This window comes from Microbispora sp. NPDC049633, from assembly GCF_040675265.1.
GTDB classification, from domain to species: Bacteria; Actinomycetota; Actinomycetes; order Streptosporangiales; family Streptosporangiaceae; genus Microbispora; species Microbispora maris.
In genome coordinates this window covers 41,334-65,366 of sequence record NZ_JBFAOO010000016.1, presented here as the reverse complement: position 1 = coordinate 65,366, position 24,033 = coordinate 41,334, and the positions used below count along the sequence as shown (strand labels likewise).

General features: G+C 71.6%; 26 protein-coding genes. 15 read left to right on the top strand and 11 right to left on the bottom strand.

The window, feature by feature from the left end; genetic code table 11:
• Positions 1 to 723: WYL domain-containing protein (locus AB0J39_RS07005; RefSeq protein ID WP_363462502.1), on the top strand; the 723-nt coding region annotated here is incomplete at its 5' end.
• A 195-nt stretch (positions 724 to 918) separates the two neighbouring features.
• Positions 919 to 2,352, top strand: a complete 1,434-nt coding sequence (locus tag AB0J39_RS07000; RefSeq protein WP_363462501.1) for a hypothetical protein — start codon at positions 919 to 921, stop codon at positions 2,350 to 2,352.
• A gap of 908 nt (positions 2,353 to 3,260) precedes the next feature.
• On the opposite strand, the gene AB0J39_RS06995 is transcribed toward AB0J39_RS07000, so the two are convergent.
• From AB0J39_RS06995 to lpdA, 3 genes are all read right to left on the bottom strand, one after another.
• Positions 3,261 to 4,106 carry an HD domain-containing protein gene (locus AB0J39_RS06995; protein ID WP_363462500.1) on the bottom strand — a complete coding sequence of 282 codons (846 nt, stop codon included), beginning with the start codon at positions 4,104 to 4,106 and terminating at the stop codon, positions 3,261 to 3,263.
• A gap of 158 nt (positions 4,107 to 4,264) precedes the next feature.
• Entirely contained in the window at positions 4,265 to 5,446 is a 1,182-nt protein-coding gene (locus tag AB0J39_RS06990) for an FAD-dependent monooxygenase (RefSeq protein ID WP_363462499.1), read from the bottom strand.
• Positions 5,447 to 5,561: 115 nt separating this feature from the next.
• Positions 5,562 to 6,962, bottom strand: a complete 1,401-nt coding sequence (gene lpdA, locus AB0J39_RS06985; protein ID WP_363462498.1) for a dihydrolipoyl dehydrogenase — start codon at positions 6,960 to 6,962, stop codon at positions 5,562 to 5,564.
• A gap of 125 nt (positions 6,963 to 7,087) precedes the next feature.
• Between lpdA and AB0J39_RS06980 the strand changes: the two genes are divergently transcribed.
• Entirely contained in the window at positions 7,088 to 7,486 is a 399-nt protein-coding gene (locus AB0J39_RS06980; protein ID WP_363462497.1) for an SRPBCC family protein, read from the top strand.
• Between the two features lie 47 nt (positions 7,487 to 7,533).
• Here the strand turns inward: AB0J39_RS06980 and AB0J39_RS06975 are convergent, their stop codons facing one another.
• Together AB0J39_RS06975 and AB0J39_RS06970 are read right to left on the bottom strand one after the other, a co-directional pair.
• Positions 7,534 to 7,761: a hypothetical protein gene (locus AB0J39_RS06975; RefSeq protein WP_363462496.1), complete on the bottom strand. Its 228-nt coding sequence runs from the start codon at positions 7,759 to 7,761 to the stop codon at positions 7,534 to 7,536.
• 4 nt (positions 7,762 to 7,765) lie between these two features.
• Entirely contained in the window at positions 7,766 to 8,689 is a 924-nt protein-coding gene (locus AB0J39_RS06970; protein ID WP_363462495.1) for a TIGR03620 family F420-dependent LLM class oxidoreductase, read from the bottom strand.
• A 392-nt stretch (positions 8,690 to 9,081) separates the two neighbouring features.
• On the opposite strand from AB0J39_RS06970, the gene AB0J39_RS06965 reads away from it, so the two are divergent.
• The 9 genes from AB0J39_RS06965 (at position 9,082) to AB0J39_RS06925 (ending at position 14,887) form a co-directional block, all read left to right on the top strand.
• Entirely contained in the window at positions 9,082 to 9,651 is a 570-nt protein-coding gene (locus AB0J39_RS06965; RefSeq protein ID WP_363462494.1) for a hypothetical protein, read from the top strand.
• A 253-nt stretch (positions 9,652 to 9,904) separates the two neighbouring features.
• Complete coding sequence (locus AB0J39_RS06960; RefSeq protein WP_363462493.1) at positions 9,905 to 10,378, top strand: GAF domain-containing protein; 474 nt, start codon at positions 9,905 to 9,907, stop codon at positions 10,376 to 10,378.
• Between the two features lie 66 nt (positions 10,379 to 10,444).
• The gene (locus AB0J39_RS06955; protein WP_363462492.1) at positions 10,445 to 11,173 is read left to right on the top strand and encodes a GAF and ANTAR domain-containing protein; all 729 of its coding nucleotides are present in this window, start codon (positions 10,445 to 10,447) and stop codon (positions 11,171 to 11,173) included.
• 19 nt (positions 11,174 to 11,192) lie between these two features.
• Positions 11,193 to 11,510 carry an STAS domain-containing protein gene (locus AB0J39_RS06950; RefSeq protein ID WP_363462491.1) on the top strand — a complete coding sequence of 106 codons (318 nt, stop codon included), beginning with the start codon at positions 11,193 to 11,195 and terminating at the stop codon, positions 11,508 to 11,510.
• 65 nt (positions 11,511 to 11,575) lie between these two features.
• Positions 11,576 to 12,628, top strand: a complete 1,053-nt coding sequence (locus AB0J39_RS06945; RefSeq protein WP_363462490.1) for a quinone-dependent dihydroorotate dehydrogenase — start codon at positions 11,576 to 11,578, stop codon at positions 12,626 to 12,628.
• Positions 12,629 to 12,657: 29 nt separating this feature from the next.
• The gene (locus AB0J39_RS06940; RefSeq protein WP_363462489.1) at positions 12,658 to 12,855 is read left to right on the top strand and encodes a cation transporter; all 198 of its coding nucleotides are present in this window, start codon (positions 12,658 to 12,660) and stop codon (positions 12,853 to 12,855) included.
• 41 nt (positions 12,856 to 12,896) lie between these two features.
• Entirely contained in the window at positions 12,897 to 13,079 is a 183-nt protein-coding gene (locus AB0J39_RS06935) for a hypothetical protein (protein ID WP_363462488.1), read from the top strand.
• A 115-nt stretch (positions 13,080 to 13,194) separates the two neighbouring features.
• Complete coding sequence (locus AB0J39_RS06930) at positions 13,195 to 13,665, top strand: hypothetical protein (protein ID WP_363462487.1); 471 nt, start codon at positions 13,195 to 13,197, stop codon at positions 13,663 to 13,665.
• A 133-nt stretch (positions 13,666 to 13,798) separates the two neighbouring features.
• On the top strand, positions 13,799 to 14,887 hold the full coding sequence (locus tag AB0J39_RS06925; protein WP_363462486.1) for a DUF4037 domain-containing protein: 1,089 nt from the start codon (positions 13,799 to 13,801) through the stop codon (positions 14,885 to 14,887).
• A gap of 48 nt (positions 14,888 to 14,935) precedes the next feature.
• Here the strand turns inward: AB0J39_RS06925 and AB0J39_RS06920 are convergent, their stop codons facing one another.
• From AB0J39_RS06920 to AB0J39_RS06905, 4 genes are all read right to left on the bottom strand, one after another.
• Complete coding sequence (locus AB0J39_RS06920) at positions 14,936 to 16,600, bottom strand: beta-N-acetylhexosaminidase (protein ID WP_363462485.1); 1,665 nt, start codon at positions 16,598 to 16,600, stop codon at positions 14,936 to 14,938.
• A gap of 118 nt (positions 16,601 to 16,718) precedes the next feature.
• Positions 16,719 to 17,645 (bottom strand): N-acetylmuramoyl-L-alanine amidase, encoded by a 927-nt coding sequence (locus AB0J39_RS06915; RefSeq protein WP_363462484.1) that lies wholly within the window; start codon positions 17,643 to 17,645, stop codon positions 16,719 to 16,721.
• 66 nt (positions 17,646 to 17,711) lie between these two features.
• The gene (locus tag AB0J39_RS06910; protein ID WP_182907664.1) at positions 17,712 to 17,978 is read right to left on the bottom strand and encodes a hypothetical protein; all 267 of its coding nucleotides are present in this window, start codon (positions 17,976 to 17,978) and stop codon (positions 17,712 to 17,714) included.
• A 115-nt stretch (positions 17,979 to 18,093) separates the two neighbouring features.
• A complete protein-coding gene (locus AB0J39_RS06905) occupies positions 18,094 to 19,197 on the bottom strand; it encodes a LacI family DNA-binding transcriptional regulator (RefSeq protein ID WP_169981813.1) in 1,104 nt (367 codons plus the stop codon).
• A gap of 222 nt (positions 19,198 to 19,419) precedes the next feature.
• On the opposite strand from AB0J39_RS06905, the gene AB0J39_RS06900 reads away from it, so the two are divergent.
• Entirely contained in the window at positions 19,420 to 20,100 is a 681-nt protein-coding gene (locus AB0J39_RS06900) for a TetR/AcrR family transcriptional regulator (protein WP_363462483.1), read from the top strand.
• A gap of 400 nt (positions 20,101 to 20,500) precedes the next feature.
• On the opposite strand, the gene bldC is transcribed toward AB0J39_RS06900, so the two are convergent.
• Together bldC and AB0J39_RS06890 are read right to left on the bottom strand one after the other, a co-directional pair.
• On the bottom strand, positions 20,501 to 20,704 hold the full coding sequence (bldC, locus tag AB0J39_RS06895) for a developmental transcriptional regulator BldC (RefSeq protein ID WP_013133571.1): 204 nt from the start codon (positions 20,702 to 20,704) through the stop codon (positions 20,501 to 20,503).
• 480 nt (positions 20,705 to 21,184) lie between these two features.
• Positions 21,185 to 22,051, bottom strand: coding sequence for a hypothetical protein (locus AB0J39_RS06890; protein WP_363462482.1), 867 nt, complete (start codon positions 22,049 to 22,051; stop codon positions 21,185 to 21,187).
• Positions 22,052 to 22,185: 134 nt separating this feature from the next.
• Here AB0J39_RS06890 and AB0J39_RS06885 point away from each other — a divergent pair, with 134 nt between their 5' ends.
• Both AB0J39_RS06885 and AB0J39_RS06880 read left to right on the top strand, forming a co-directional pair.
• A complete protein-coding gene (locus AB0J39_RS06885) occupies positions 22,186 to 23,304 on the top strand; it encodes a Glu/Leu/Phe/Val dehydrogenase dimerization domain-containing protein (RefSeq protein ID WP_363462481.1) in 1,119 nt (372 codons plus the stop codon).
• Positions 23,305 to 23,455: 151 nt separating this feature from the next.
• A complete protein-coding gene (locus tag AB0J39_RS06880) occupies positions 23,456 to 23,686 on the top strand; it encodes a DUF3073 domain-containing protein (RefSeq protein ID WP_169981816.1) in 231 nt (76 codons plus the stop codon).
• Positions 23,687 to 24,033: the final 347 nt, after the last annotated feature.

The following is a 24,033-nucleotide window of genomic DNA, read 5'->3' as shown; positions in this document are numbered from 1 at the left end:
GCCGCGGATCTCGGCCTCGGCGCTCTGCTGGCCGCGGCCGAGCTGAAGATCGAGGCCGCGCTCCCGGCCGGTCTGCGGGAGGAGACGCGGCGCGTGCGGGAGCACTTCCACCTCGACGCGCCGGGCTGGTACTACGACGGCGACCGGCCGCCCCACCTGCCGGAGGTCGCCGAGGCCGTCTGGAACGCCCGGGTCGTCCGCGTCCGCTACCGCCGCTGGACGGAGCCCCGCGAGGTCGAGCGGAGGCTGGAGCCGTACGGGCTGGTCCTGAAGGCGGGGAAGTGGTATCTCGTGGCGCGGTGCGACGGCGCGTTGCGCACCTACCGCGTCGGCCAGATCCTCGCGCTCACGGTGACCGGCGAGACGTTCGAGCGCCCGGAGGGCTTCGACCTGGCGGGACACTGGCGCGAGCACCTGACCGGCTTCCGGTCGCGGCTGGTCCGCGGACACGCGGTGATCCGGCTGTCCGCGCGGGGCCGGGAGCGGCTCGGGGAGGTCATGAGCTCGGCCGTCGCCGGCGCCGTGGCCGAGACGGCGAGCCCGCCGGACGAGCGGGGCTGGATCACCGCCACCGTGCCCATCGAGTCGGTGACGCACGCGCGGACGGAGTTCCTCAAGCTCGGGGCCGAGGTGGAGGTCCTGGAACCGGTCGAGCTGCGGCGCGAGATGGCGGTGACCGCACACGCGCTCGCGGGCCTCTATCTGCCGCCTTCGCGGCTTTGATGGTGAAAAGCGCACTTAATTCGAGGTGGGCCCCGATAAAAGCTGATACCAACTCGGCGAGCGCCCTGACAGGGGTGGGTTCGAGTTCTATCCTTGACGGCGTCACTGACAGACTTCTCGCGGATTGCGGGAGAAAAAGTGCCCAGAACCACGCGTACGCCGCGAAGGGAGAAAGCGCGAAGCGAGGGCGCGCGAGTGGACGGGCTTCGTGATCCGGATGTCGAGACCTTCGTCGGCGTGATGGGGACGCGCATCCGCGCGGACGCCGAGACGGTCGGAGTCGACCTCCGGACCCTGGAGATCCAGGTAAGACTGCACCTGCCCCGGTTGAGCAGGACGGCCATCGCCGGCTGGTCTCCGGACAAGGTGTACGAGGAGATACGGCTGCAGGCCGTCGTCCGGGCGGCCCAGGTGCGCCAGTCCGCGGAGGACGCGGCGTACCAGGCGCATGCCTCCGTCCTCCTCAACGTGGACAAGGCGCACCGGGACCTGAGCCTGTCGTTCACCGACGGCTACCGCACCTGCCTGCGCTTCGCCGACGTCAGGCCCAGCGTGGGCCATCTCGTGCAGTCGAGGCTGCACTACCTGCACAGCGAGAGGGCCGACACCGTCGCGCAGTCCGGGCTCTTCCTGCCGGGCGCGACGATGCCGCTCACGTACGTCGCCTTCTCGCGCTGCGACCGCCAGTACGTCCTGGACGCGCTCACCGGGCACGGGCTGGAGGTGAGTCCGGACCGGATAACGGTGCTGACGCGAATGCACGGGCTGGCGGGAATTCCGGCGAACCTGATGAGCCTGACGATCGCCCGGGCGGTCCGGCAGATCAGGGCGGAAAACGCCGGGGATTATGTCATCACCGCATACAACCCCATGCTCGGATTCGCCGGAACCGCGTTCCTCGCGTCGGGATTCACGCCGATCGCTTTGTCACCCGTGGCTTATCGCTACGACGACAAAGGCCTTTTCCAGACGCGCCGGATATCTGGTGATTCGGTGCCGCAACTCCTGGACACCCCGGACAACGTGCTCATGGCCCTCGGCATCACCGCGGCGGCGAAGCGGTCCGTCGCCGGGATCGGGGACCTGATCAGGGTGTCGCACCGGACCCACTCCGGCGGCGACCACGTGAGACCCGTCAAGGCGGACTTCACCGCGCCGGAGTGGACGGACCGCCTGCTCGGATACCGCCGCATGCTGGCGCCCTGCTGGTCGGAGCACACGGCCCATCCGCGGTATCAGGAGCCGCCGGGCGCCGCGGGCGACCCCCGGGGGCAGTGCGGCGTCACCTCCGTCTGGCTCGCCCGCAGGCTCCGCGCCGACCTGCTGCTCGAACCGGTGTACTGCTACGGGCGGCTGCGGGTCGGCCGCGACGACGCCGAGGACGTGAGCCACCACTGCTGGGTCGAGATCGGGCCGCCGGACGACCCGCGGCGGTTCGTCATCGACCTCACCGGCGACCAGTCGGAGGGCGTCCGCGAGCCGATCGTCCTGGGCGAGCACCGGGCGCTCGCGGACCGGGGGCTGCGGTACGAGACCGCGGCGCGCCTGCGCCTCGACGAACTGCCGAAGGACCGGGTGTGGCCGCGTTTCCTCGCGATGGAGGACCGCCTGCGGGAGGTGCCGCGATGAGGGCACGAGCCGCGATGAGGGCACGGGCCGCGGAGAGGGCGCCTGGCATGACCGGGGTCAGGCCCTCGGTGCTGCTGCTGTCGTCCGACAGCAGGAGGAGGTACGCGGAGGACGTCCTGACGGCGCTGGCCCTGCCCAGAGGGGCGATCATCCAGTTCCGATACGAGACCGACTACGTGGCGGGCGTGCTGCAACAGGCGATCGCGGACGGCTCGGCCGTCGGGCGGCGCTGCCTCGTGGCCTTCCTGACGGACCGGGAGTCGTCCGAAGCGAAGCCCTTCGTCGTGCCCGTACGCTTCGCCACGGTCGTGACGACCGCCTGCGTCGCCGACATGGCCGTGTTCCGGCTGCGGGTGGACGACTACGCGAACCTGGAGGAGTTCCCCCTGGCCGAGGCGGAGATCAGGGCCAAGGGCGGCTGGTTCGTGGACAGGCTCGCGGAGGCCAACGGCGGGCGCTGGTATCCGGCCACCACCCGATTCCCCGACCTCCACCTGCACGAGCGGCCGGGCGGCGACCCCGTCGCGTGGCTCGGGGTGGCCCGGCGGCTCGCGCGGCATCCCACCTTCCGCTCCTCCTACTTCGTCCGTACGGAGGAACCGCTGCTGAGCAGGGACAGGACGGGCGCGCTCGACGCCGAGGGCCGGCTGCACCTGAGCGACGGCGACACGGTGAAGATGCGGGTCAGCTTCTACTCCGAGGGCTACACGCCGGCCGCGAAGCGGCTCGTCTGCGCGACCGACGGCACCTTCCTGAAGATCGCGTCCGACGACTCCTACGACGTGGCGTCGCGCTACGACACGGTGGAGTTCTGGCTGCGGCCCGAGACGCTGGGCTTCGACGCGCTCGCGCGGGTCGGGATCAGCCTGGCCGTCGACACCCGGGCGGGCCCGGCTCCGGCGGGCGACTCACTGACGACGAGCGCCGGGTTTCCGGTGGTCGTGCGCCGCTCGCGGTCGCGACTCCTCACGCGGGTGTCGGCCAGCGCCGCCGGGGCCTTCCTCGTCGCCCTGCCCGCCATACTCGGGCCGGGCGCCGGCCTGCCCTGGAGGGTGCTGTACGCCGTCTGCGGAGCGGCCCTGCTCGCCGTCGCGAACATCGTCATCTCCCACGGCAGGTGAGACCCCACCGGAGAACAGGTGCGGGCGCCGCGCGAACTCCCGGCACAGCTCGTCGAACAACGGCAGCAGTGCCGGGCAGCTCATGCGTATCTTCCGCCTGGCCGTGATCTCGGTGCGCTTGTACGCGGCCCAGGTCGGGCGCAGCGGGTGATGGTCGGCCAGCAGCACGTTGACGTGGGGGAGCAGCTTGTCCAGCGCGTAGACGAACCTGCTCTCCGGGTCGCGCTGCGCCTTGTAGCCGTACAGGTCCTCGACGAGCCAGGGAAACGTCCGGCCGAAGTCGCGGGTGATGATCTCCCGCGCCTCCTCCTCGCGGACGGCCTTCTTCTCCCGTTCCGCCGGGCCCGCGTAGACGGAGACGTCGCCCGCGTGTACCTCCGGCAGGTCGTGGACCAGCGCGTACCTGGCGATCCGCCCCGGGTCCAGGGTTTCGTCGATCAGCGGGGCGAGGCAGACCGCGGCCAGGCCCAGGGCGAAGGAGTGCTCCGCGTCGTTCTCGCGCCGGGTGACGTCCTGCGGCACGACCGAGGAGCGTTCGATCACGCACGGCGGGAAGACCAGTTCGCGCATGAGTGCCATCAACGTGCTCGCGCCGACCCGGGAGCCGGTGTTCTCCGCGTCGTCCCTCGCCATCGGGCCGCCTCGCATTGTTCGCCCGTACGCGGCCACGGCGTTTCGCGCACGGCCTTCTCGCCAGAGTAGCCGAGCATTCATCGACGGAGCGGAGAGTATTCCCTAATGAATAGTCACGGAAAGCCGAATGCGTGTTCGGTAATCGGCATTTCCGCATTTCAGGCCGCGTAATCCCGGAGCGTTATCGAGGTGGCCGCCTTGGTGCTCATCTTGTCGAGCACCCGCGCCAGCGGCCCGGCGGTGAGCATCCGGTAGGACAGATTGCGCCGCCGGATCGCGCCGCGTGTCGGCGGGGCGAGGAAGGGGCCCGCGTTGCCCGCGACCCGCTGGCACGCCTTGGCGAACCCTCGGATCAGCCGCTCGTACTCGGGGAACGCGGCGCGGTGGTCGCCGCGGGCGGCGGCGAGCTCGCCCGCCAGCACGTACGCCGCCACGACGGCCATGCCCGCACCCATGCCGCCGCAGGTGGCGCCGTAGCCCGCGTCGCCGAGCAGCGCGACCCGCCCGCGGGTGTAGTGGTCCATGTGGACGAGGCTGATCGAGTCGAAGTAGAAGTCGGACGCGTCGGGCACGGCCTGAAGCAGGCGGTCGGTCTCCCAGCCCCCTCCCGCGAACGCGTCCACGAGGATCTTCTTCTGCTGCGCCACGTCGCGGTGGTCGAACTCCAGCCCGTCGGCGCGGAAGACGCACATCACCCCGGCCGTGCCGGCGTCACGGGTGCTCGCGGCCGATATGCCCCGGCCGGGCTCGTTGAAGAGCAACGTCTCGCGGACGAGACCGAGGTGGTCCGGCGCGCTGTAGATCGCGACGTGGTAGCCGGACGGCCGCACGAACCGCGACTCGGGGCCGAAGGCCAGCCGCCGCACGTTCGAGTGCAGGCCGTCGGCGCCGATCACGAGGTCGAACGTCCGGGGCGCCCCGCGCTCGAAAGCGACCTCCACCCCGTCCGGGGTCTCGGTCATGGATTCGATCGAGTCGCCGAAGACGTACTCCACGTCGTCCCTGGTCCGGTCGTACAGCACGCGGGCGAGGTCGCCGCGCGGGATCTCCACCTCGCCGCCGGTGAACTCGGCGGGCAGCGCGACGACCTGCTCACCGCGCCAGTCGACCACCCGCAGCGGGCCGGGATCGGTGCGCAGGCGGCGGATCTCGTCCAGGACGCCCATCCGCCGCAGCACGTTCATGTGGACCGCCCCCCGGAAGTCGACCGCCTGGCCGCCCTCGCGCAGGGCGGGGGCCCGCTCGACCACGGTGGGTGCGAAGCCGTGCCGGCGCAGCCAGTAGGCGACGGCGGGCCCGGCGATGCTCGCGCCGGAGATCAGAACCGATGGGGTCGTCATGTCGCGCTCCTGCTGTCCGGGGCCGCGCGGTGTCGCGGCCATGGGAGGAGCGTCGCCCCCGGCGCTGACGGACCGCCCACCGGCGGCTGACCGGCCGCCACCGGCGCTGACCGGCTCACATGTTGATCATGTGTCCGGCCAGGCCGTGGATCGCCTCCTTCACCGCCTCGCCCAAGGTCGGGTGGGCGTGGACGTTGCGCGCCACCTCGTGCACCGTGAGGTCCCACTGCTGGGCCAGGGTCAGCTCCGGCAGCAGCTCGGTCACTTCGGGCCCGATGAGGTGGGCCCCGAGGATCTCGCCGTACTTCGCGTCGCTGAGGACCTTGACGAACCCGGTCGGGTCGCCCAGGCCGTGCGCCTTGCCGTTGGCCGTGAACGGGAACTTGACCACCTTCACGTCGAAGCCCTGCTCGCGCGCCTGGGCCTCGGTGTAGCCGAAGCTCGCGATCTGCGGCTGGCAGTAGGTCGCCCGGGGGATCATCACGTAGTCGAGCTCCATCGTCTCCGCGCCCGCGATCGTCTCGGCGGCGATGACGCCCATCGACTCGGCGGCGTGGGCCAGCATGAGCTTCGCGGTGACGTCCCCGATGGCGAAGATGTGCGGCACGTTGGTACGGCAGCGGCCGTCCACGGCGATGGCGCCCCGCTCGGTCAGCCGCACGCCGGTGTTCTCCAGGCCGTATCCCTCGACGCGCGGCTGGAAGCCGATGGCCTGCAGCACCTTGCCGGCCTCCAGCACGGAGGTCTCGCCGTTCCTGGAGACCGTGACCCGCACCTTGTCGCCGCTGTCGTCGATCGACTCGACCCGGGTGGAGGTCAGCACCTCGATGCCGAGCCGCCGGTAGCGCCGCGCCAGCTCCGCCGAGACCTCCTGGTCCTCCAGCGGGACCATCCGGTCGAGGAACTCGACGATCGTGACCTTCACGCCGTAGTTGTGCAGCACGTACGCGAACTCGACGCCGATGGCCCCGGCCCCCGCGATGATCACACTGTCCGGCAGGGCCTCGCTGAGGATCTGCTCCTCGTACGTCACCACGCGCTCGGACAGGGACGTGCCCGGCAGCAGGCGGGTCGTCGCCCCGGCCGCGATGATGCAGTGGTCGAACGTCACGGTGCGCACCGAGCCGTCCGCGCCGCGCACCTCCATGCTGTCCGGACCGGTGAAAGTGCCCCGGCCGTCGTACTCGGTGATGCCGTTCTTCTTCATCAGGTAGTGGACGCCCTTGACCCGCCCGTCCGCGACCTGCCGGCTGCGGCGGAAGGCCGCGCCGTAGTCGAGCGTGATCGGGCCGTCCGCCTGGATGCCGAACGTCTTGGTCTCGTTCGTCAGGATGTGGGCGAGCTCGGCGTTGCGCAGCAGCGCCTTGGAGGGGATGCAGCCCACGTTGAGGCAGACGCCGCCCCAGTAGCGCTCCTCGACGACCGCCGTGCTGAGCCCGAGCTGGGCCGAGCGGACCGCGGCGGTGTACCCGCCGGGTCCGGCGCCGAGGACCACGACATCGTAATGATCGGTCATGCACCGGACCCTACGCCGCCGCCACGGCCCGGCCCGCGCGGGGTCCGTTCTCCCCCCGCCGCCGGATGGAGTGGGCCGTCGCGGGTAGGGGCGATGTACGCCGACCAGAGGGAGGAGTGACGGATATGAGCGAGTTCGAGCGTTCGCGCAGGATGCCCGCGTCGGCCGACCAGGTGTTCAGCCAGGCGTCCGACGTCGGCAAACTCGATCTCTGGATGCCCCGCGACCTGCACGTACGCGCCGAGGAGCCGCCCGCGGTCACCGTCCACGAGGACGAGACGGGGCAGGACGAGCGCGCGCTGCTGCGGGCCGAGCGGGAGCAGTTGCGGATGGAGTGGGGCACGCGTGACGTGGACCGGTACGCGGGATGGCTGCAGGTGGCCGGCATCGACGACGGCAGCAGCGACGTGACCGTCCACCTGTCCTTCTTCGACGAGGGGCACACGCCCCCGGCCGAGGCGGTGGAGCACGCGCTGGACGAGAGCCTCGAACGGCTGGCCCGGCAGGTGAGCCAGGCGGCGTGACCACGGGCGATCCCTCGCCCTGCCCGGCGGCCCGACCACCCGGCGCTCTACCCGCCCTGCCCCGCGGCGCCCGGGCCGTCGGTCTCCTCCTGGGACCCCCGTCCGGCGGCCGGGGCCGGAGGTGGGGGCGGGGGCGGGGCGAACGCCGAAGCCCGGGCGCCGGCCAGGCCGAGCACCTGGCGTATCCACGTCTCCAGGCCCGTCGGGTCGGGCGGCGCGAGAGGGTCCTGCCGGCCGTCCTTCCCGTGCCCCCGCCCGGGAGCCGCCGCGGTCACGTCGTCATCCCAGGAGGGCGGGGGCCAGCAGCCGCAGATGCTCGATCTGGACGTCGACCGAGTCCGCGAGCGGCTGGACGCACACGTGATCCGCCCCCGCGTCGTGGTGGGCGCGTACCCGCTCGGCGATCGCCTCCGGCTCGCCCCGGACCACGATCGCGTCGACGAGCCGGTCGCTTCCCCCGTCCGCGAAGTCGTCGTCGGAGAAGCCCAGCTCACGGAGGTTGTTCACGTAGTTGGGCAGGGCCAGATAGCCGGCGACGTGCTCGCGGGCGATCTCCCGTGCGCGGCCGGCGTCGGTTTCGAGCACCACCGCCTGTTCGGGTGCCAGCACCGGGGCGGGGCCCAGGATCTCGCGCGCCTTCGCGGTGTGCTCGGGCGGCACGAAGTAGGGGTGCGCTCCCTGCGCGCGCTCGGCCGCCAGTTCGAGCATCCCGCGCCGCAGCGCCGCCAGCAGCCGGGGCGGCGTCTCGGCGAGCGGCGCCCCGAAGGACGTCCGGTCCATCGCGTCGAGGTAGTCCCGCATGTACGAGAGCGGCGCGGAGTAGTCGTGCCCGCGACCGGTCACCAGAGGCTTGTGACTGACGCCCAGGCCGAGCACGAACCGCCGGTCCCACGCCTCCGCCAGGGTCGCGGCGCCGTTGGCGGCGGCGACGGCGTCGCGGCCCCAGATGTTGGCGATGCCCGTGGCGACCCGCAGCCGCTCGGTCGCCGACAGCAACAGCGCGGCGTGCGTGAACGCCTCCCGTCCGGCCGGGGTCTCGCCGACCCACAGGGCCGGGTATCCGAGCTCCTCGATCTCCGCGGCGGCCTTCCTGACCCGGGCCGCCGGGGTCACCGCCAGAGAGGACAGCCACACTCCCGTACGGCCGAGGCGGCGCCTCAGCTCGGCCACGTCGACGATGGGCGGTTGCGTGTGCTCGGCCATCCGGACGGCTCCTTGTCTGTCGTGCGAACGGGGTTGTCGTGAGATCGGGCGGGGGCGGTTCGCCGGGGACGTTTCCACGCGCCGGACGGCTTCGCCGGCGGGCGTCGCAGCCTCAGCATCGCACCGCACGCGCCCGGGATCTCGGCACCTCCCTCGCGATCGGTTCACGTGTCGGCGCGCACCGCCGCAGCCGTACGGCTTACTCCGATTTCCCCGAGACCGGCGGTTCATCCGCAAAGCGTCGCGGGTGTGCCGTGCGGGAGTCGCGAGGTCGGTGAGGCGGAACCCACGAAACGGCAAAGCCCTGTCCCGGATCTTGGCGTCCTGCGGCGGGGCCGGCGTCACCGCGTGTCTCCTGGGAGCCGCATTGCTCACTTCCCAGGAGGCCGAACATGAGGAAACTGCTGTATGCCGGCGCGGTCGCGATCAGCCTGCTGGCCGCCGGATGCGGCGGTGCCGGCGACGAGGGCGCCAGCCGCGTCGCCAACGACCAGCTCAACGAGTCGCAGACGCCCGAGCCCTCCGAGAACCCCTCGGGGACGACGCCGTCCGCCGGCGTCCCGGCGTCGCCGACCTCCCCCGTCCAGGCGTCCCCCACGGGGCCCGCGCGCATCGACGCGGCGCCCACGTCGCTCGGCAGCGTGCTGGTCGGCGTGGACGGCCGCACGGTGTACCTGTTCACCAAGGACAAGGGCGGCGCCACCACCTGCACCCAGGCCTGCGCCGCCGCGTGGCCGCCCGTGCTCACCGCGGGCGCGCCCCAGGCCGGCACGGGCGCGCGCGCCAACCTGCTCGGCACGATCCGGCGGGAGGACGGCAGCACGCAGGTGACCTACAACAAGCACCCGCTCTACTACTACGCCAAGGACCAGAAGGCCGGGGACGTGCTCGGCCAGAACCTGCACGACTTCGGCGGCGAGTGGTACGCCGTCACGCCCGAGGGCAAGAAGGCCAAGCGCTGACGCCTCGGGCGTCCCGGACCGCGGCCGCGCCGCGACCATTACGAGGCCGGCGCCTTCCGGGGCCAATGACCTCACCTCCACTTCCTCTCGAACCGATCCGCCCTCCCGTACGGCTCCCCACCCGCCGTACGGGAGGGCGGATTCGTCTGCTCTTCAAATCGAGGAGCGCGTCAAAACCGCCCGGAGCCCACTAGGCTTAGCACCACTCCGCCCTGTGTCCGCGGCCGCTTCATCATTTGAAAGTGGGCTCGCGATGGCATTGGACGCGTCGTCCGTTCTCGAGAACGTCCTCACCGGCATGGCCGGCCTGTTCGGGGTCGACGGCGCCGCGCTGATGCTGCTCGACGGTCAGGACCGCCTCCGCGCGGTCGGGGCGACCGACGACGACGGCGTACTGCTGGAGTCCGCCCAGGAGTCCGTGGGCGACGGTCCCGCCATCGAAAGCGCCGCCAGCGGCGGCCTCGTCGCGATCCACGACCTGCACGCCGCGAGCCCCATGGGGTTCCCGCACGTGGCCGTCCACGCCCCGCCGGTCCGGGCCGTCCTCTCCGTACCGCTCATCGAGGATCGCGAACTCATCGGCGTCCTGGACTTCTACGCCCGCGACGGGCGGGTCTGGGACCGCGCGGAGGCGCAGGCCGGTTCCCGTCTCGGCGAGCTGATGGTCATCGTTCTCCAGGTCCTGGCAGAGATCAGGACTGATCGAGCCCCCTTCGGGCAGTTGTGATGGCCGAATCGGCACCTCTCCCACAGGCCACGGCGGTGCGAGGTGAGGTTCACGAGAGGATACGGAATGACCCATATCGATCCTGAGGCTCTAGTCGCCAGCCTGAGACGTCTGCAGAAGGACAGGGCGGCGACCGGGATCGTGCACCACCTTGAGCGCATCGTCCAAGTGGTCGACCGGCTTTTCGGATACTCCGGGGCCGGGCTGATGTTCGCCGAGGAGGACCGCACACTCCGCTATCTCTTCGCCACTGACGAGCGTGGCCGCAGCCTCGAGCGCGCTCAGGCGGTGACGGCCCAGGGCCCGTGCGTGGCGGCGTACGTGGGTGACACCGCGGTGACGACCGTCGACGTGCGTGCCGACCGGCGATGGCCGGCCCTGCGTGAGCTGCTGCACCCCGAGGTGCGCGGGGTGGCGGGAGTGCCGATCCGGCTCGGCGGCGTGCCCGTGGGCACCCTGAACGTCTACCAGGACGCGCCGCACGAGTGGCAGGAGAGCGACACCCAGGCCCTCCACGCCTACGCCCACGTGATCGAGCAGGTCCTCGTGGCGTCGATGGAGGCGGACGAGAAGGCGGTGCTCGCCGACCAGCTCCAGTACGCGCTGGACTACCGCGTCGTGATCGAGCGTGCCGTCGGCTATCTCATGGGCAAGCACGACCTGACGGCCTCGCAGGCGTTCACCGGGCTGCGCAAGCAGGCCAGGGACAGCAGACGGAAGGTATCCGAGCTCGCGGCGGAGCTGCTGGGCGAGCAGAACCCGAGGAATGTTGCGAATCCAGACCACGTCGTCTGAAACCGGCATCCACGTGTCCGTGAGCGGCGACCTCGACGTGTCGGGGGTGCCGGAGTTCCGCGCCTGCATGCGGCAGACGCTGGGGACGTACCGGCCCGGGCATGTCGAGGTCGACCTGGCCGGGGTCGGCTTCCTCGACTGCGCGGGCGCGCGGAGCCTCCTGTGGGCCGACGCGTGCGTGCGGGAGTGGGGCGGCGATGTGACCTTCGTCCGCCCCACCGGGCTCGTGCTGCGGCTGCTGCGGCTGCTGGGCTTCGACGCGATGCTGTCCGTCCGTACGGCGTCACACGTGCCGCTGCCCCAGCCCACGGCCGAGGCCCGGCCCCGGCACAACTGACCGGACGTACGGCCGGGGGCCCGGCGCGCCGAGGTGCGCCGTGACCGGGCGATAGTCTTGCCGTGATGTATCGACTCGTGTTCACGCAGGTCCTGAGCCGCCTCGACGCCGAGGCCGTCCACCACGTCACGATCAGGCTGCTCCGCCTGCTCGGGATGTTCCCGCCCCTCGTGCGGCTGCTGCACCGGCTGCTCGCGCCGAGGGCGGAGTCGCTGCGCGTGCAGGCGTTCGGCGTCCACTTCGCCTCGCCGTTCGGGCTCGCCGCCGGGTTCGACAAGGACGCCGGATGTGCCGAGCCGCTCTCGGCGCTCGGCTTCGGATACGTCGAGGTCGGCACGATCACCGCGCACGCCCAGCCCGGCAACCCGCGGCCGCGGCTGTTCCGCCTGCCGGCGAGCCGGGCGATCATCAACCGGATGGGCTTCAACAACGCCGGGGCGGCGGCCGCGGCCAAGCGCCTGCGCAGGGTGCGGCACATCCCGGCCGTGGTCGGCGTCAACATCGGCAAGACCAAGGTCGTGCCCGAGTCCGAGGCCGTGCGTGACTACGTGGACAGCGCCCGCAGGCTGGCGCCGCTCGCCGACTACCTCGTGGTCAACGTGAGCTCGCCCAACACCCCGGGCCTGCGCGACCTGCAGGCCGTGGACCGCCTGCGGCCGCTGCTCGCGGCGGTCAAGGAGGCGGCCGGGCGCACCCCGCTGCTCGTGAAGATCGCGCCGGACCTGGCGGACGAGGACGTGGACGCCGTGGCCGAGCTCGCCACCGAGCTCGGGCTGGCGGGCGTCATCGCGACCAACACCACGATCAGCCGCGAGGGCGTCGCGAGCACCGAGGCGGGCGGCCTGTCCGGACGGCCGCTCAAGGCCCGCTCCCTGGAGGTGCTGCGCCGCCTGCGTCAGAAGGCCGGCGACCGGCTCACGCTGGTCTCCGTCGGCGGCGTGGAGGACGTCGACGACGTCTGGGAGCGGCTGCTGGCCGGCGCCACCCTCGTGCAGGGATACACCGGTCTGATCTACGAGGGCCCCCTGTGGCCGTCCCGGATCAACCGGCAGCTCGCCCGCCGGCTGCGGCGGCACGGGTACGGCTCGGTCCGCGAGATCGTCGGCCGCACCGCATGAGTTCCCCCACCCCGGATATGGAGATCGGCATGAGCGTGAAGACCTACACCGTGCGGGGCATGACCTGCGGCCACTGCGTGAGCTCGGTCAAGGAGGAGGTCGGTGAGATCCCCGGGGTCACCGGCGTCGAGGTCGACCTGGACAGCGGCCGCCTCGACGTCTCCGGCGACGTCGCCGACGACGCGGTGCGCAAGGCCGTCGAGGAGGCCGGCTACACCCTCGCCTGAGCCCCGGCCCGGCCCTCGCCGTGATCGATAAGGTGTCCGGCATGGGCGTTCTGGTCGACTACTTCATCGCCGATTCCGAGCGATCCGCCCGGCGTGCCCTGTCCGGTGGGCCGGGGGCCGCCGGCCTGCCGTACGTCGACTGCAAGGGGTGGCTCGACGAGCTCGTCTTCCGGGTTCGGGCGGAGGCTGAACCGGTCGGACATCCTCATGTCCGCCGCCCGTGACGGCCCGGGCCCGGAGAACACGCCGCGATCATGTTCCCGGAAAGTACGAGATCATGCATGGGCGGGAGTATCACAGCCCGCCCCGACAAACTGCCAAGCGAGCGGCCCCCCACGCATGAGCGCCATCTACGACCAGGCCGACGGCGAGCGGATCGCCGTGGCGGACAGCGGTGACTCGGTGAGCATCGTCAACCGCTCCGCGAGAGTCGTCGTCGCCAAGAAGGACGCCCGCAGGCTCGCCGAGCGGATCCTCGCCGCGGCGGGCCGGATGGCCGTCGTCCTGTTCCCGCCCGCCTTGCGGAAGGACACCCTGTCGGTCTCCGGCACGTCCGGCCGGTGGCGGGTCCGCGTCTCGCCCAAGAACGGCGCACGCGTCCTCGTGGAGGCCGACCCCCAAGGTCTCGGCCCGGACGAGGCCTACGAGCTCGCGGCCGCCGTCGCGGTGGCCGCCCGCCACATCGGCGACGCCGCGCACGCCGACCAGCTCCTCACGACGAGGATTCGCGAGGTCATCGACGCCCACGAGGGCCTGGACGCGGAGAAGATCGCCGCCGCCATCGTCGCCGAGGTCCTCGACGGAACCTGACACCCCGCCCCGCCGCGTCCCCGCCGCGTCCCCGCCGCGCGCCGGAGCGCCTGCGCCGGCCGGTGCCGGGCAGAGGGTCACACCGGGGAAAGCCGGTTGCCCCGCGCGACGGAGCCCGCGGAGGATGTCGCCCATGGGGAACGGGCACGTGCGCGGACTGGAGCTGTCGCGGCGGTTCTACCTGGAAGCAGCGGCGCCGCTGCTGGCGCGGCGCTCTGGCGGCCTCATCTACACGGCGGCCCTCCTCGGCCCGGGCTCCGAGGTGCTCGGGTATGACAGCGATCGGTCCACCGACCACGACTGGGGCCCTCGGCTGCAGCTGTTCCTGAGTGGTGAGGACGCCGCCGCCCACGGCGAGGCGGTGGACGCCGCGCTCGCCGAGAACCTGCCGCCGCGGTTCCTCGGCTACCCCACGAACTTCGGCCCGATTGGGGCCGACGGCACCCGCCGGATGGAGACGACGGACGGACCGCTCCGGCACGGAGTGGTGGTGGCCGATCTGACCGCGTGGCTCACCGGGCACCTCGGGTTCGATCCGATCGCGGGCGTCGGCCTGTCCGACTGGCTGGCGACACCCACCCAGACGCTCGCGGAGATCACGGCGGGAGAGGTCTTCCACGACGGCCTGGGCCTGCTCCTGCCGGTCCGGCGGCGTCTCGCCTGGTATCCCGGCGACGTCTGGCGCTACGTCCTGGCCTGCCAGTGGCGGCGGATCGCCCAGGAGGAGGCGTTCGTGGGCCGCGCCGGCGAGGCCGGCGACGAACTGGGCTCCGCTGTCATCTGCGCCCGTCTGGTGCGGGATCTCATCCGGCTCGCCCTGCTCATGCACCGCCGCTACCCGCCGTACGGCAAGTGGCTGGGCAGCGCCTTCGCCGCCCTGCCGTGCGGCCCCGCTCTGGCGCCCGTGCTCAGGGCGGCCGTGTCGGCCACCGACCGGCGGGAGCGCGAGCGCCACCTCGCCACCGCCTACGAGGCACTCGCGGCCTTGCACAACGCCCTCGGTCTCACTGCGCCCGTCGATCCGCGCACCAGGCCCTATCACGAGCGGCCCTACCGGGTGCTGCGCGCCGAGCGCTTCACCGAGGCGCTGCTGGAGACCATCACCGATCCGGAGGTGCGGCGGTTGCCTCTCACGGGCGCGGTGGACCAGTACGTCGACAGCACCGACGTGCTGTGCGACCGGCCCCGTGTGCGGCGGGTCGCCGAGGCGGCGCGGCGTTGACGGCGGCGCGGCGTTGGAAGGCGGTGCGGTGTTGGAAGCGGTGCGGCGTCACATGCTGGGCCGGGTGGAGTCGGCCGACAGGCTGAGCTCGTGCAGGTGGCGCATCACGTCGTGCACCGCGACGGCGCCCGGGCGGTGGCGGCGCCATCCGGTGCCGCCCCGCTGCCAGGGCCGGGGGCCGGAGAGCGGGCGGTATTCCACGCCGAACGCGTCAAGCCGCGCGAGGTGGGCGTCGAGGCGGCGGAAGAAACCCTCGGTCCCGGTCGGGCCGCCGGTCCAGGCGATCTCGGCCGCCGCGCAGCCCCGGGGCCAGGCGCGGTAGTCGAGCGTCCGCCCGTCCGGGATGCGCTCGCTCCACAGCTGGAACTGGACGCCGATCACCCGGGCCCGGTCTTCCTCCGGCCACGCCGGCGGCACGGGGGCGAAGGCCGCCACGTCGGCCACGGTGATCGCGTCCCCCAGCCCGGCCGGTTCCTCGGGCGAGGCCGCCTCGGCGTAGTCGAAGTACATCGGGAAGACCGGCGTCGCCACCACGTCGTGCCCCGCCGCCGCGGCCCGGCGCCCGACGTGCTCGCCGCGCCACGGCATGACGATCGTGTCCGGCCGCAGCCTGCCGCTGACGAACGCCTCGTCCCACACCACCGTGCGGCTGCCGCGCTCGGCCAGCGCGTCGGCGAGCCGCCGCAGGAACCACGCGTGCAGGTCGCCCACGCTCTCCAGGCCGAGCGACGCCTGGTAGGCCGAGATCTCGGCCGACGCCGCCCAGTCGTCCAGCACGCACTCGTCGCCGCCGATGTGGAAGTACGGCACGTCGCCCAGCGCGCCGGCGATCTCGGCGAACACGGTGGTCAGGAAGTCGACGGTCGCCGGGAGCGGGGACAGGATCGCCGGCGAGATGCCCCACCGGTCCAGCACCTCGTAGCGCTCCTGCGGCCGGGAGGCCAGCGCGGGGTAGGCGGCCAGCACGGCGGAGGCGTGCCCCGGCACGTCGATCTCCGGCACGACGGTGACCGCCCGTGCCCGGGCGTACGCCGCGATCTCCGCGAGGTCGGCCAGCGTGTAGTGGCCGCCGTGGGGGACGCCGTCGAAGGCGGGTTCCTCCCCCCTGTGGCTGGTGATCGTCCGCGGGCGGTGCGAACCCACCTCGTGCAGCAGCGGGAATGCTCTGCTCTCCACCCTCCAGCCCTGGTCGTCGGCCAGGTGGAGGTGCAGCCGGTTGAGCTTGTGCAGCGCCATCAGGTCGATCATGCGCAGCACCTCCCGCTTGGGCAGGAAGTTGCGCGCCACGTCGAGGTGGGCGCCGCGCCAGGAGAAGCCCGGCGCGTCCTCCACCCGCCCGCAGGGGACCGTCCAGGACGTCCCGGGCGCGAGGGCCGACCGGAACGCCTCGGCCGGCAGGAACTGCCGCAGCGTCTGCCCGGCGTAGAAGGCCCCCGCGCGGTCCCCGGCCGTGATGTGCACGCCGTCGCCCGCGATCGTCAACGCGTACGCCTCCGGCCCGAGCCGGGGGTCCTCAGCCACCCGTACGGCCGCCGTGGCGGCGTCGCCGGGCCTCAGGTCGAGCACGGGGAGCGCGAGCCGTACGGCGTCGGCGAGCGGGGCCGGGCCCGACACGGCGGAACCGGGTGCGATCTCGGCAGACCCGGAGCCGGTCTCGGCCAGCCTCGGCAGGGGAAGCAGGTGGTCCATGCCGCCGATGATGCCAAATCTCACCGACAGCACCGGACAGCACCGTCACCCCGTCCACAGCCCTCCTGGGATCCCCTGAGAGCCCTTCGGAAGCCGCCGGCGCCCCATCGAAACCCGGCGGCCACCCCCGGCGAGGGTCCGGTCAGCGGGCGGAGGTGAGGTACTTCTCCAGGCCCTGCGCCAGTGCCTCGGCCATCCGCTGGCGGAACTCACGGTTCTTGAACTTGGCGGCGTCGGCCGCGTTCCGCATGTTGCCGCACTCGATGAAGATCTTCGGCACCTTCGACAGGTTGAGCCCGCCGAGGTCGCTGCGGTAGTTCAGCGCCTGCTTGCCGATGTAGTTCGAGTACGGCAGGCCGGTGCCGTCATGGAAGGCGTCGCGCACGTCCTTGCCGAGCCGCGCCGAGTCGTCCACGACCGCGTCGACCGGCCCGCCGATCTTCTTCGGCATGATGATGTGGAATCCGCGAAGGTTCGCCGCCGCGCCGTCGCCGTGGATGGAGATCGCCGCGTCCGCGTCGTTCTCGTTGCCGATGGCGGCCCGCTGGTTGATACAGGGACCCCATTCGGTCTTGCTCGAGCGGGTGAGCGTGACCGTGGCCCCCCGGGCCTTCAGGAGCTTCGCGAGCTTGTTGGACACGTCCCAGGTGAAGGCCGCCTCGGTGTAGCCGTCGTTGGTCGACGTGCCGGTCGTGTCGCAGGCCTTCTTCTGGTTGGAGATGTCGACAAGCTTGTTGATCTCCCGGGCGTGGCGGTAGTTCCCGCTGTTGTGGCCGGGATCGATCACCACGCGCTTTCCGGCCAGCGGCTTGGCGGCGGTCTCGGAGGCGGCGGCGGCCGTACGGGTGTCGGGGACGGTCGTGATGTCCGTCTCGGACCCGGCGGGCTGGGACGCTCCCTGCCCCGCCGGGTCGGCCGCCCGGTTCTGGGTCGCGGCCGGCTGCCCGACCTGGGGCGTGACGGCGACGGGGGCGGAGGCCCCCGTGTCGGAGACCTCAGCGCCGCCGCAGGCGACGGCTCCGACCCCGCACAGGGCCAGTGCTGCGGCGGCGAGTGGTCGTCTGATCACGGTCGAAATCCCTTCCCGGAGGTGCAGTCTCCCCAACCTAACCGGAACAGAGTCGTGATCAGACCGTTATGCCGGAAACCTGCCCGCCCACGCCGGCTCGGGGACCTCCTGCCGGTGCAGGAGAGCGGCCAGCTCACGGGCGTCCTCGGCGTCCAGGCCCAGCACCACGCGGGGCCGTCCCCAGGGGTGGTCGATCGAGTGGGCGACGTAGCTCGCCACCGACTCGGCGACGTCCTCGCTGCCGAGCCCCCGGCTCTCCCTCCAGTAGGCCCAGGCCCGCTCCAGTTCACCGGCGGCCCGCTGTGCGCACGAGACCAACTCAGGATCACGCATGTATCCCCCCGATTCCCGGTCGCCGGCCCGCGGGCAGCCCTTCCGCGACCCGCCGGGGGGCCGGCGCCACGGCTGAAGTCAACACCCGCCGCGAGGGGACACGTCGGTGATTGACCTAGCTTTGGTCACCGCTTGGGGCCGGCCCGGTGCTGCGCCGTACGACGAGCTGCGGGCTCACCTGCCGCAGTCGCGCGGTCTTGCCCGGCTCGGTGATGCGGTCGCTCAGCAACGCCGCCGCCGAGCGGCCCATGGCCCGCCGGGGCTGGTCCACGCTGGTCAGCGAGATGTGGGTGACGGACGCGAGGTGCGTGTTGTCGTACCCGACGACCGACAGGTCCTCGGGCACCCGCAGTCCCAGCTCGCTCGCCGCGGTCAGCACGCCCATGGCCACGATGTCGTTCGCCGCGAAGATCGCCGTCGGCCGGGGCTCGCGCTTCAGCAGCGCCAGCGCCGCACGCCGGCCGCCCTCCTCGCTGAAGTCGCCGTGCTCCACCATGATGTACGGCGCGAGCGCGTGGCGGCGCATGGCCACCAGGTAGCCCTCGCAGCGGCACCGGGCGGCCGACGACGGCGCGCCCTCGATATGGGCGATGCGCCGGTGCCCCAGCTCCACGAGGTGGTCGACGGCGAAGCGGGCGCCGAGCTGGTCGTCGTCGACGACGATGTCCACGCCCTCGAGTTCGACGTCGCGCTCGCCCACCACCACGGTAGGCGTGTAGGCGGACGCCTCGGCCAGCGTGTCGCTGGACGGCGCGACCCCGAGCAGGACCAGTCCGTCCACCCGCAGTTCCAGGAAGGCCTCGACGGCCTCGTCCTCGAACGCCGGGTCCCAGCGGCCGCTGCCGATGAGCAGCCGCAGCCCGTCGCCGTGCAGGCTCTCCTGCAGGCCGTCGAGGAACTCCGCGTAGAAGGGGTTGTGCAGGTCGGCCACGAGCGCGCCCACCAGGTGGGTCCGCCCCTCGACCAGACTGCGGGCGACCGCGTTGGGGCGGTAGCCGAGCTCCCGGGCGGCCTGGAGGACGGCCTCCCTGCGGTGCTCGCTCACATGCGGGGAGCCCCGCAGCACGAGAGACACGAGCGATTTGGAAACTCCTGCGCGCTCGGCCACGTTGCGGATGGTTGGGCGGGGCCGTGGGCTGAACCCATCGGACAGTCCGCCGGCAGGGATATCGACCCCGACGTCTTTCCGGGCAGTGGTCTGCATGGACGGTCCTGACATGGTTCTCCCCACGATGCGTGGACGTGCACCTGACACACCAAACGATCGAGTTGCCCAGAGGGTACGGGTTGATCGTGCTAAGACACGATCCTTCCTCTAATCGGGCGTTGGGAAGGTTAGCCGGACGCTGGGTAGGGAGGCGGAGCCGGGAGGGGGTTCGCGGGGAAACCCTTGATCCGGCCGGTCCCCCTCATTGAGGGACGATTCGCTAGGGTGCGGAGTGTGGGTGCCACTCGCCAAGCGGAAGACGGTGCACGGCCGGCGCGCCGCAGGCTCAGCGTCGACCGGCGGCGGGAAGAACTCATCGCCGCCGCGCTCGAGCTGTTCAGCAGGCACGACGCCGAGGACGTCTCGATCGACGACGTGGCGGCTTCCGCGGGCGCGTCGCGGGCGCTCGTCTACCACTACTTCGGCGGCAAGCAGGAGCTCTACGTGGCGGCCCTGCGCAGCGCGGCGGCCGAACTGCGGGCACGGTTACAGCCGCAGGGCGAGGGCGGGCCGCTGGAGCAGCTCAGCTCGGGGCTGACGCGCTACTTCGACTTCGTCGAGGAGCACGCGGCCGGCTTCGCCGCGTTGCTCAGGGGAGGCCCGGCCAACCGTGCCGGAGAGATCGGCGAGATCGTCGACGGGGTGCGCCAGCGCATGCTGCGCATGATCGTTCATCAGATGGGGGTCGACGCGCCCGGTCCGGCGCTGCGCGTCACGCTGAGGTCGTGGGTCGCCTCGGTGGAGACGGCCGGCCTCGACTGGCTGGAGCACCGTGACATGAAGCGAGCCGAGCTGGAGCGTCTGCTGGTGGACCAGATGGTCGCGCTCCTGCGGACGGCGAGCGGGCACGATCCCGGGGTGCGGGTGCTGCTGGAGACCCTGCTCCCCGCCACGAACCGTGAGGCCGTTCCCTGAACCGTAAGGAAAGCCCCGGGACGTCCGGAGAGCGCCCCAACGTACGGCGGTCAGGACGTACGCATGGGGAAAGGGGGGAACCGCCGGGAGAGGCGGAAGGACCGGGCGTTCACGCGGGGAGGCGCCGGGCGGGCGGCGCCGACCCCAGATTCCTCCCATGACGGGGTAGCGGTCATGGGAGCGTGACACCTCCGTCCCCGAGGGACGGCTTGCCGCCTCCGGCTGAGGCAGCCGGAAGCAGACGAGGACGACCGGGCCCTGACCCGCGCCCCCTGCGGGGCAGCTGCGGACAGTGCGTGCCGGTTGCGGCCGGCGGTCCCCTCGTTGTGTCCGATGGTGGACGCGCTCACATCCCCGACGCGAGCGCGCCGTTGTTCCCCCCTGGCGTGACGGCCACGTCCTACTCGGACCGCTGCTGCGGAATCCCCGCGAGCAGCGCTCGGACCTCGGTCTCCCGGTAGCGCCGGTGACCGCCGAGGGTGCGGATGGACGTCAACTTGCCCGCCTTCGCCCACCGGGTCACGGTCTTGGGGTCGACGCGGAACATCGTGGCGACCTCCGCCGGGGTGAGCAGTGGCTCGGCCTCGGGTGTACGAGCTGACATTTGTGCGGCCTCTCCTCCGTGTGGACCGCCGGCAGCGATCCTGCGACTTGTCTGGCGCAAGTGCCCCAGCCGGCAATCTCTGCCCGTCGCGTCGCTCAGAGTGGCGTCCGACGGCGGTGAGGCGGGCTCGTAGCTCTCCGCTACGGGCTCCTCCTCCGCCGCTGTGCGGTGCACCTCTCTGGACCGCTCCGATCGGGTAAATCTTGTCGGTCGTGGCACTGTCACGGATGTCCTTCAATGATCCAAAACGTGCGGTTTCTAGGATCATTTACGGCATCACCCGATGTGACCATACAGCCACGTAGCGCGATTGGCGAGCCCTTAGGGCACAACGTCTCGACCACGGGTTGATGTCACGCTGGGTGATTCTAGCGACACGTTTCGTGGTATCGCAGTGAAAACGGCAAACTACTCAGTTCGTAGATGTGAGATCGACTATGTCATGACCAGAATCGGCAGGTCGGGCCATGTTCATGACCGTCAGTTTGCCGACTCAAGGGCCCGGATCGACCTCCAGCGGAGAATCACCCGCTGATACATCGCGAAGGCAAGTTCTTCCTGACCGTTGTCCAAACCCGCGAGGGCCGTCGCCACCTCGGCGACGGACTGGTCGCCCTGCAGGGTCCTGTCGTCCATCAGATGGACGAGGCCGCCGTAGTCGAGTTCCACCAGCGAGTGGGGATGGAACTCCTCCAGCCAGCGGCCCACCTCCTCGACCTCGGTGAGGGCCGCCACCTGCCCGACGTGCCTGCGAATCACCACCAGCGCGCGGGCGACCCGGCGGCGGGCCTGCGCCATCGAGGTGACGTACAGCATGTTCCTGGGTGGGGCGGCGGTGGTCTGCGCGCCCGGCTCGGCCGGCTGCTCGGAGCCCAGCACGAGCCACCGCTCGGCCGAGTCGAACGGCACGAACCACGAGATCGGCACATGCCAGGCGCCCGTGCGAATGTGGGTGCGCAGGGACCGCTCTCCGCGCTTGAACCGGTCGAAGTCGTCGGCGGTCTGCTCCGCGATGGCCTGGGGGACGAACCGGGAGGCCAGCTTCACCGGCACGCTCCCGCGGAACGACGCGAAAGCCAGCCACGAGCGCAGCCTGCTCTGCCAGGGACAGACGTACAGCGTTTCCTCGACCCGGCGCAGGTACGCGTTGGGGCTCTCCCGCTCGGGCGCCGGCAGCGGCGGGACCGACAGCAGGCGGCGGACCGCCTCGCCGTGTTCGACCTCGAGCGCCCCCGCCCGGCGCGGCCGGTCGCGTGATTCGGCGTACCGGGCCCACCGAGCTTGATCCTGAGGGGCGAAAGCGGTCAGCGGCTCGTACACACGGAGATAGGCGGCGTAGGGGAGCACACCAGAATCGTGCCACGTCGGCGGACGCATGTGCAGCACCATCCCGGCTTTTCATGATCGTTTCGCGGGTGTATCGGATAAGCTGAAGTCCGATCGCCGCAACGAGGCGGCGTACACGATCAGGAGTCACCACCGTGACCGACGTTTTCGGGCTGTCCCACAAGGACTCCGGCTCGGGCGACGACGCGAACCCCGTCCAGCCGGTGCGACACGAGCAGGTCGTCTTCTGCTCCGACGAGCGAAGCGGCCTCTACGCCATCATCGCGATCTACAGCACCGCCCTCGGACCGGGGCTCGGCGGCACCCGGTTCTATCCCTACGAGAGCGAGCAGGCCGCGCTCGCCGACGTGCTCAACCTCTCGCGGGCCATGGCCTACAAGAACGCGCTGGCCGGCCTCGACCACGGGGGCGCCAAGGCCGTCATCATCGGCGACCCCGCCACCGACAAGAGCGAGGCCCTGCTGCGGGCCTACGGCAGGTTCGTCCAGTCGCTGGGCGGGCGCTACTACACCGCCTGCGACGTGGGCACCTACAGCGAGGACATGGACGTGGTGGCGCGCGAGTGCTCCTACGTCACCGGCCGCACCCAGGCCCACGGCGGCGCCGGCGACTCCTCCATCCTCACCGCGTTCGGCGTGTTCCAGGGCATGCGGGCCGCCGCCGACCACGTGTACGGCGCCTCCTCCCTGAGCGGCAGGCGGGTCGGGGTCGAGGGGGTCGGCAAGGTCGGCCACCGCCTGGTCGACCACCTGATCGAGGACGGGGCCGAGGTCGTGATCTGCGACGTCGACGAGCAGGCCGTCGAGCGGGTGCGCCGGCGCCACCCCGCGGTCGAGGCCGTGCCCGACGCCGCCACGCTCGCGGCGTCCGACATCGACGTGTACGCGCCCTGCGCCCTCGGCGGCGCGCTGGACGACGAGACCGTCCCCCGGCTCAAGGCGAGGATCGTCTGCGGCGGAGCCAACAACCAGCTCGCCCATCCCGGCGTCGAGAAGCAGCTCGCCGAGCGGGGCATCCTGTACGCGCCGGACTACGTCGTGAACTCGGGCGGGGTCATCCAGGTGGCCGACGAGATCGAGGGCTTCGACTTGGATCGGGCCCGCGCCCGGGCCGCGAGGATCTTCGACACGACCTTGAAGATCTTCCGCTCGGCCGAGGAGGAAGGCGTTCCTCCCGCGGTCGCAGCGGATAGGCTGGCAGAGCGGAGAATGTCAGAAATCGGTCGGCTAAGGGGTATTTGGCTCCGGCGCTGACCGCCGCCGCTCGTACGACGTACCGAGCGGCGCACAAACCAGGTACGGTAATAGGCGAACGAGAGACTGACGCCTGAAGTCAGGTGGCGTCGGTGCGCGGTGCGTTAGTGACGAGGGGTCGGGCACGACCCCGCATGAGGGGGTCGAGCCAATGGGGCGCGGCCGAGCCAAGGCCAAGCAGGTCAAGGTCGCCCGTCAGCTGAAGTACAACAGCGGCGGGACGGATCTTGAGCGCCTGCGCGCGGAGCTCGGAGTCGTGGACGCCGACGATTCCGGCCACAGTGACGAGCATGACCCTTACGAAGAGTTGGCTGATCGCTACGCCGATTACGGGGTCGTCGACGACGATGACGGCGAGGACGACCGCCGTGGGCGGCGTTGACCCGGTTCTGATCGCCAGGTGAGTGACCCGGCGGGGACGTTCCCGCCGGGTTGCTCTCTCATGTCCGGCGAGTAGTGCTCCCTCGAGCCTCACCGCTCGCATGGGAGTTTTCGTACGGTGCCACGGTCGTCGTCGTGCCGTGCCTTGTGGCGACGGGGTCGCGGTCGTCATGCCGTCGGCGTGTTTCCGCGTTCCCATGGGCGGCCGGTCCGTATGACTACGTCCCCACGGGCCGATGACCAATGCACCAGGGGTGGACCTCCGGCGAGTCCGGCGCGCCGATCGGCCCGGCCATCGACGTGCCGGCAGACTCGTCGTCGGGCTCCCGCCGTCGGTGCCCTGCCCCG

What these genes read in the sequence shown, in the direction of transcription:
- AB0J39_RS06995 (WP_363462500.1), bottom strand. Translation starts at nt 4,106, where the DNA reads ATGGCGAGGGACGACGCGGAGAACACCGGCTCCCGGGTCGGCGCGAGC.
- AB0J39_RS06990 (WP_363462499.1), bottom strand. Translation starts at nt 5,446, where the DNA reads ATGACGACCCCATCGGTTCTGATCTCCGGCGCGAGCATCGCCGGGCCC.
- lpdA (WP_363462498.1), bottom strand. Translation starts at nt 6,962, where the DNA reads ATGACCGATCATTACGATGTCGTGGTCCTCGGCGCCGGACCCGGCGGG.
- AB0J39_RS06980 (WP_363462497.1), top strand. Translation starts at nt 7,088, where the DNA reads ATGAGCGAGTTCGAGCGTTCGCGCAGGATGCCCGCGTCGGCCGACCAG.
- AB0J39_RS06970 (WP_363462495.1), bottom strand. Translation starts at nt 8,689, where the DNA reads ATGGCCGAGCACACGCAACCGCCCATCGTCGACGTGGCCGAGCTGAGG.
- AB0J39_RS06965 (WP_363462494.1), top strand. Translation starts at nt 9,082, where the DNA reads ATGAGGAAACTGCTGTATGCCGGCGCGGTCGCGATCAGCCTGCTGGCC.
- AB0J39_RS06960 (WP_363462493.1), top strand. Translation starts at nt 9,905, where the DNA reads ATGGCATTGGACGCGTCGTCCGTTCTCGAGAACGTCCTCACCGGCATG.
- AB0J39_RS06955 (WP_363462492.1), top strand. Translation starts at nt 10,445, where the DNA reads ATGACCCATATCGATCCTGAGGCTCTAGTCGCCAGCCTGAGACGTCTG.
- AB0J39_RS06945 (WP_363462490.1), top strand. Translation starts at nt 11,576, where the DNA reads ATGTATCGACTCGTGTTCACGCAGGTCCTGAGCCGCCTCGACGCCGAG.
- AB0J39_RS06940 (WP_363462489.1), top strand. Translation starts at nt 12,658, where the DNA reads ATGAGCGTGAAGACCTACACCGTGCGGGGCATGACCTGCGGCCACTGC.
- AB0J39_RS06935 (WP_363462488.1), top strand. Translation starts at nt 12,897, where the DNA reads ATGGGCGTTCTGGTCGACTACTTCATCGCCGATTCCGAGCGATCCGCC.
- AB0J39_RS06930 (WP_363462487.1), top strand. Translation starts at nt 13,195, where the DNA reads ATGAGCGCCATCTACGACCAGGCCGACGGCGAGCGGATCGCCGTGGCG.
- AB0J39_RS06925 (WP_363462486.1), top strand. Translation starts at nt 13,799, where the DNA reads ATGGGGAACGGGCACGTGCGCGGACTGGAGCTGTCGCGGCGGTTCTAC.
- AB0J39_RS06910 (WP_182907664.1), bottom strand. Translation starts at nt 17,978, where the DNA reads ATGCGTGATCCTGAGTTGGTCTCGTGCGCACAGCGGGCCGCCGGTGAA.
- AB0J39_RS06905 (WP_169981813.1), bottom strand. Translation starts at nt 19,197, where the DNA reads ATGTCAGGACCGTCCATGCAGACCACTGCCCGGAAAGACGTCGGGGTC.
- bldC (WP_013133571.1), bottom strand. Translation starts at nt 20,704, where the DNA reads ATGTCAGCTCGTACACCCGAGGCCGAGCCACTGCTCACCCCGGCGGAG.
- AB0J39_RS06880 (WP_169981816.1), top strand. Translation starts at nt 23,456, where the DNA reads ATGGGGCGCGGCCGAGCCAAGGCCAAGCAGGTCAAGGTCGCCCGTCAG.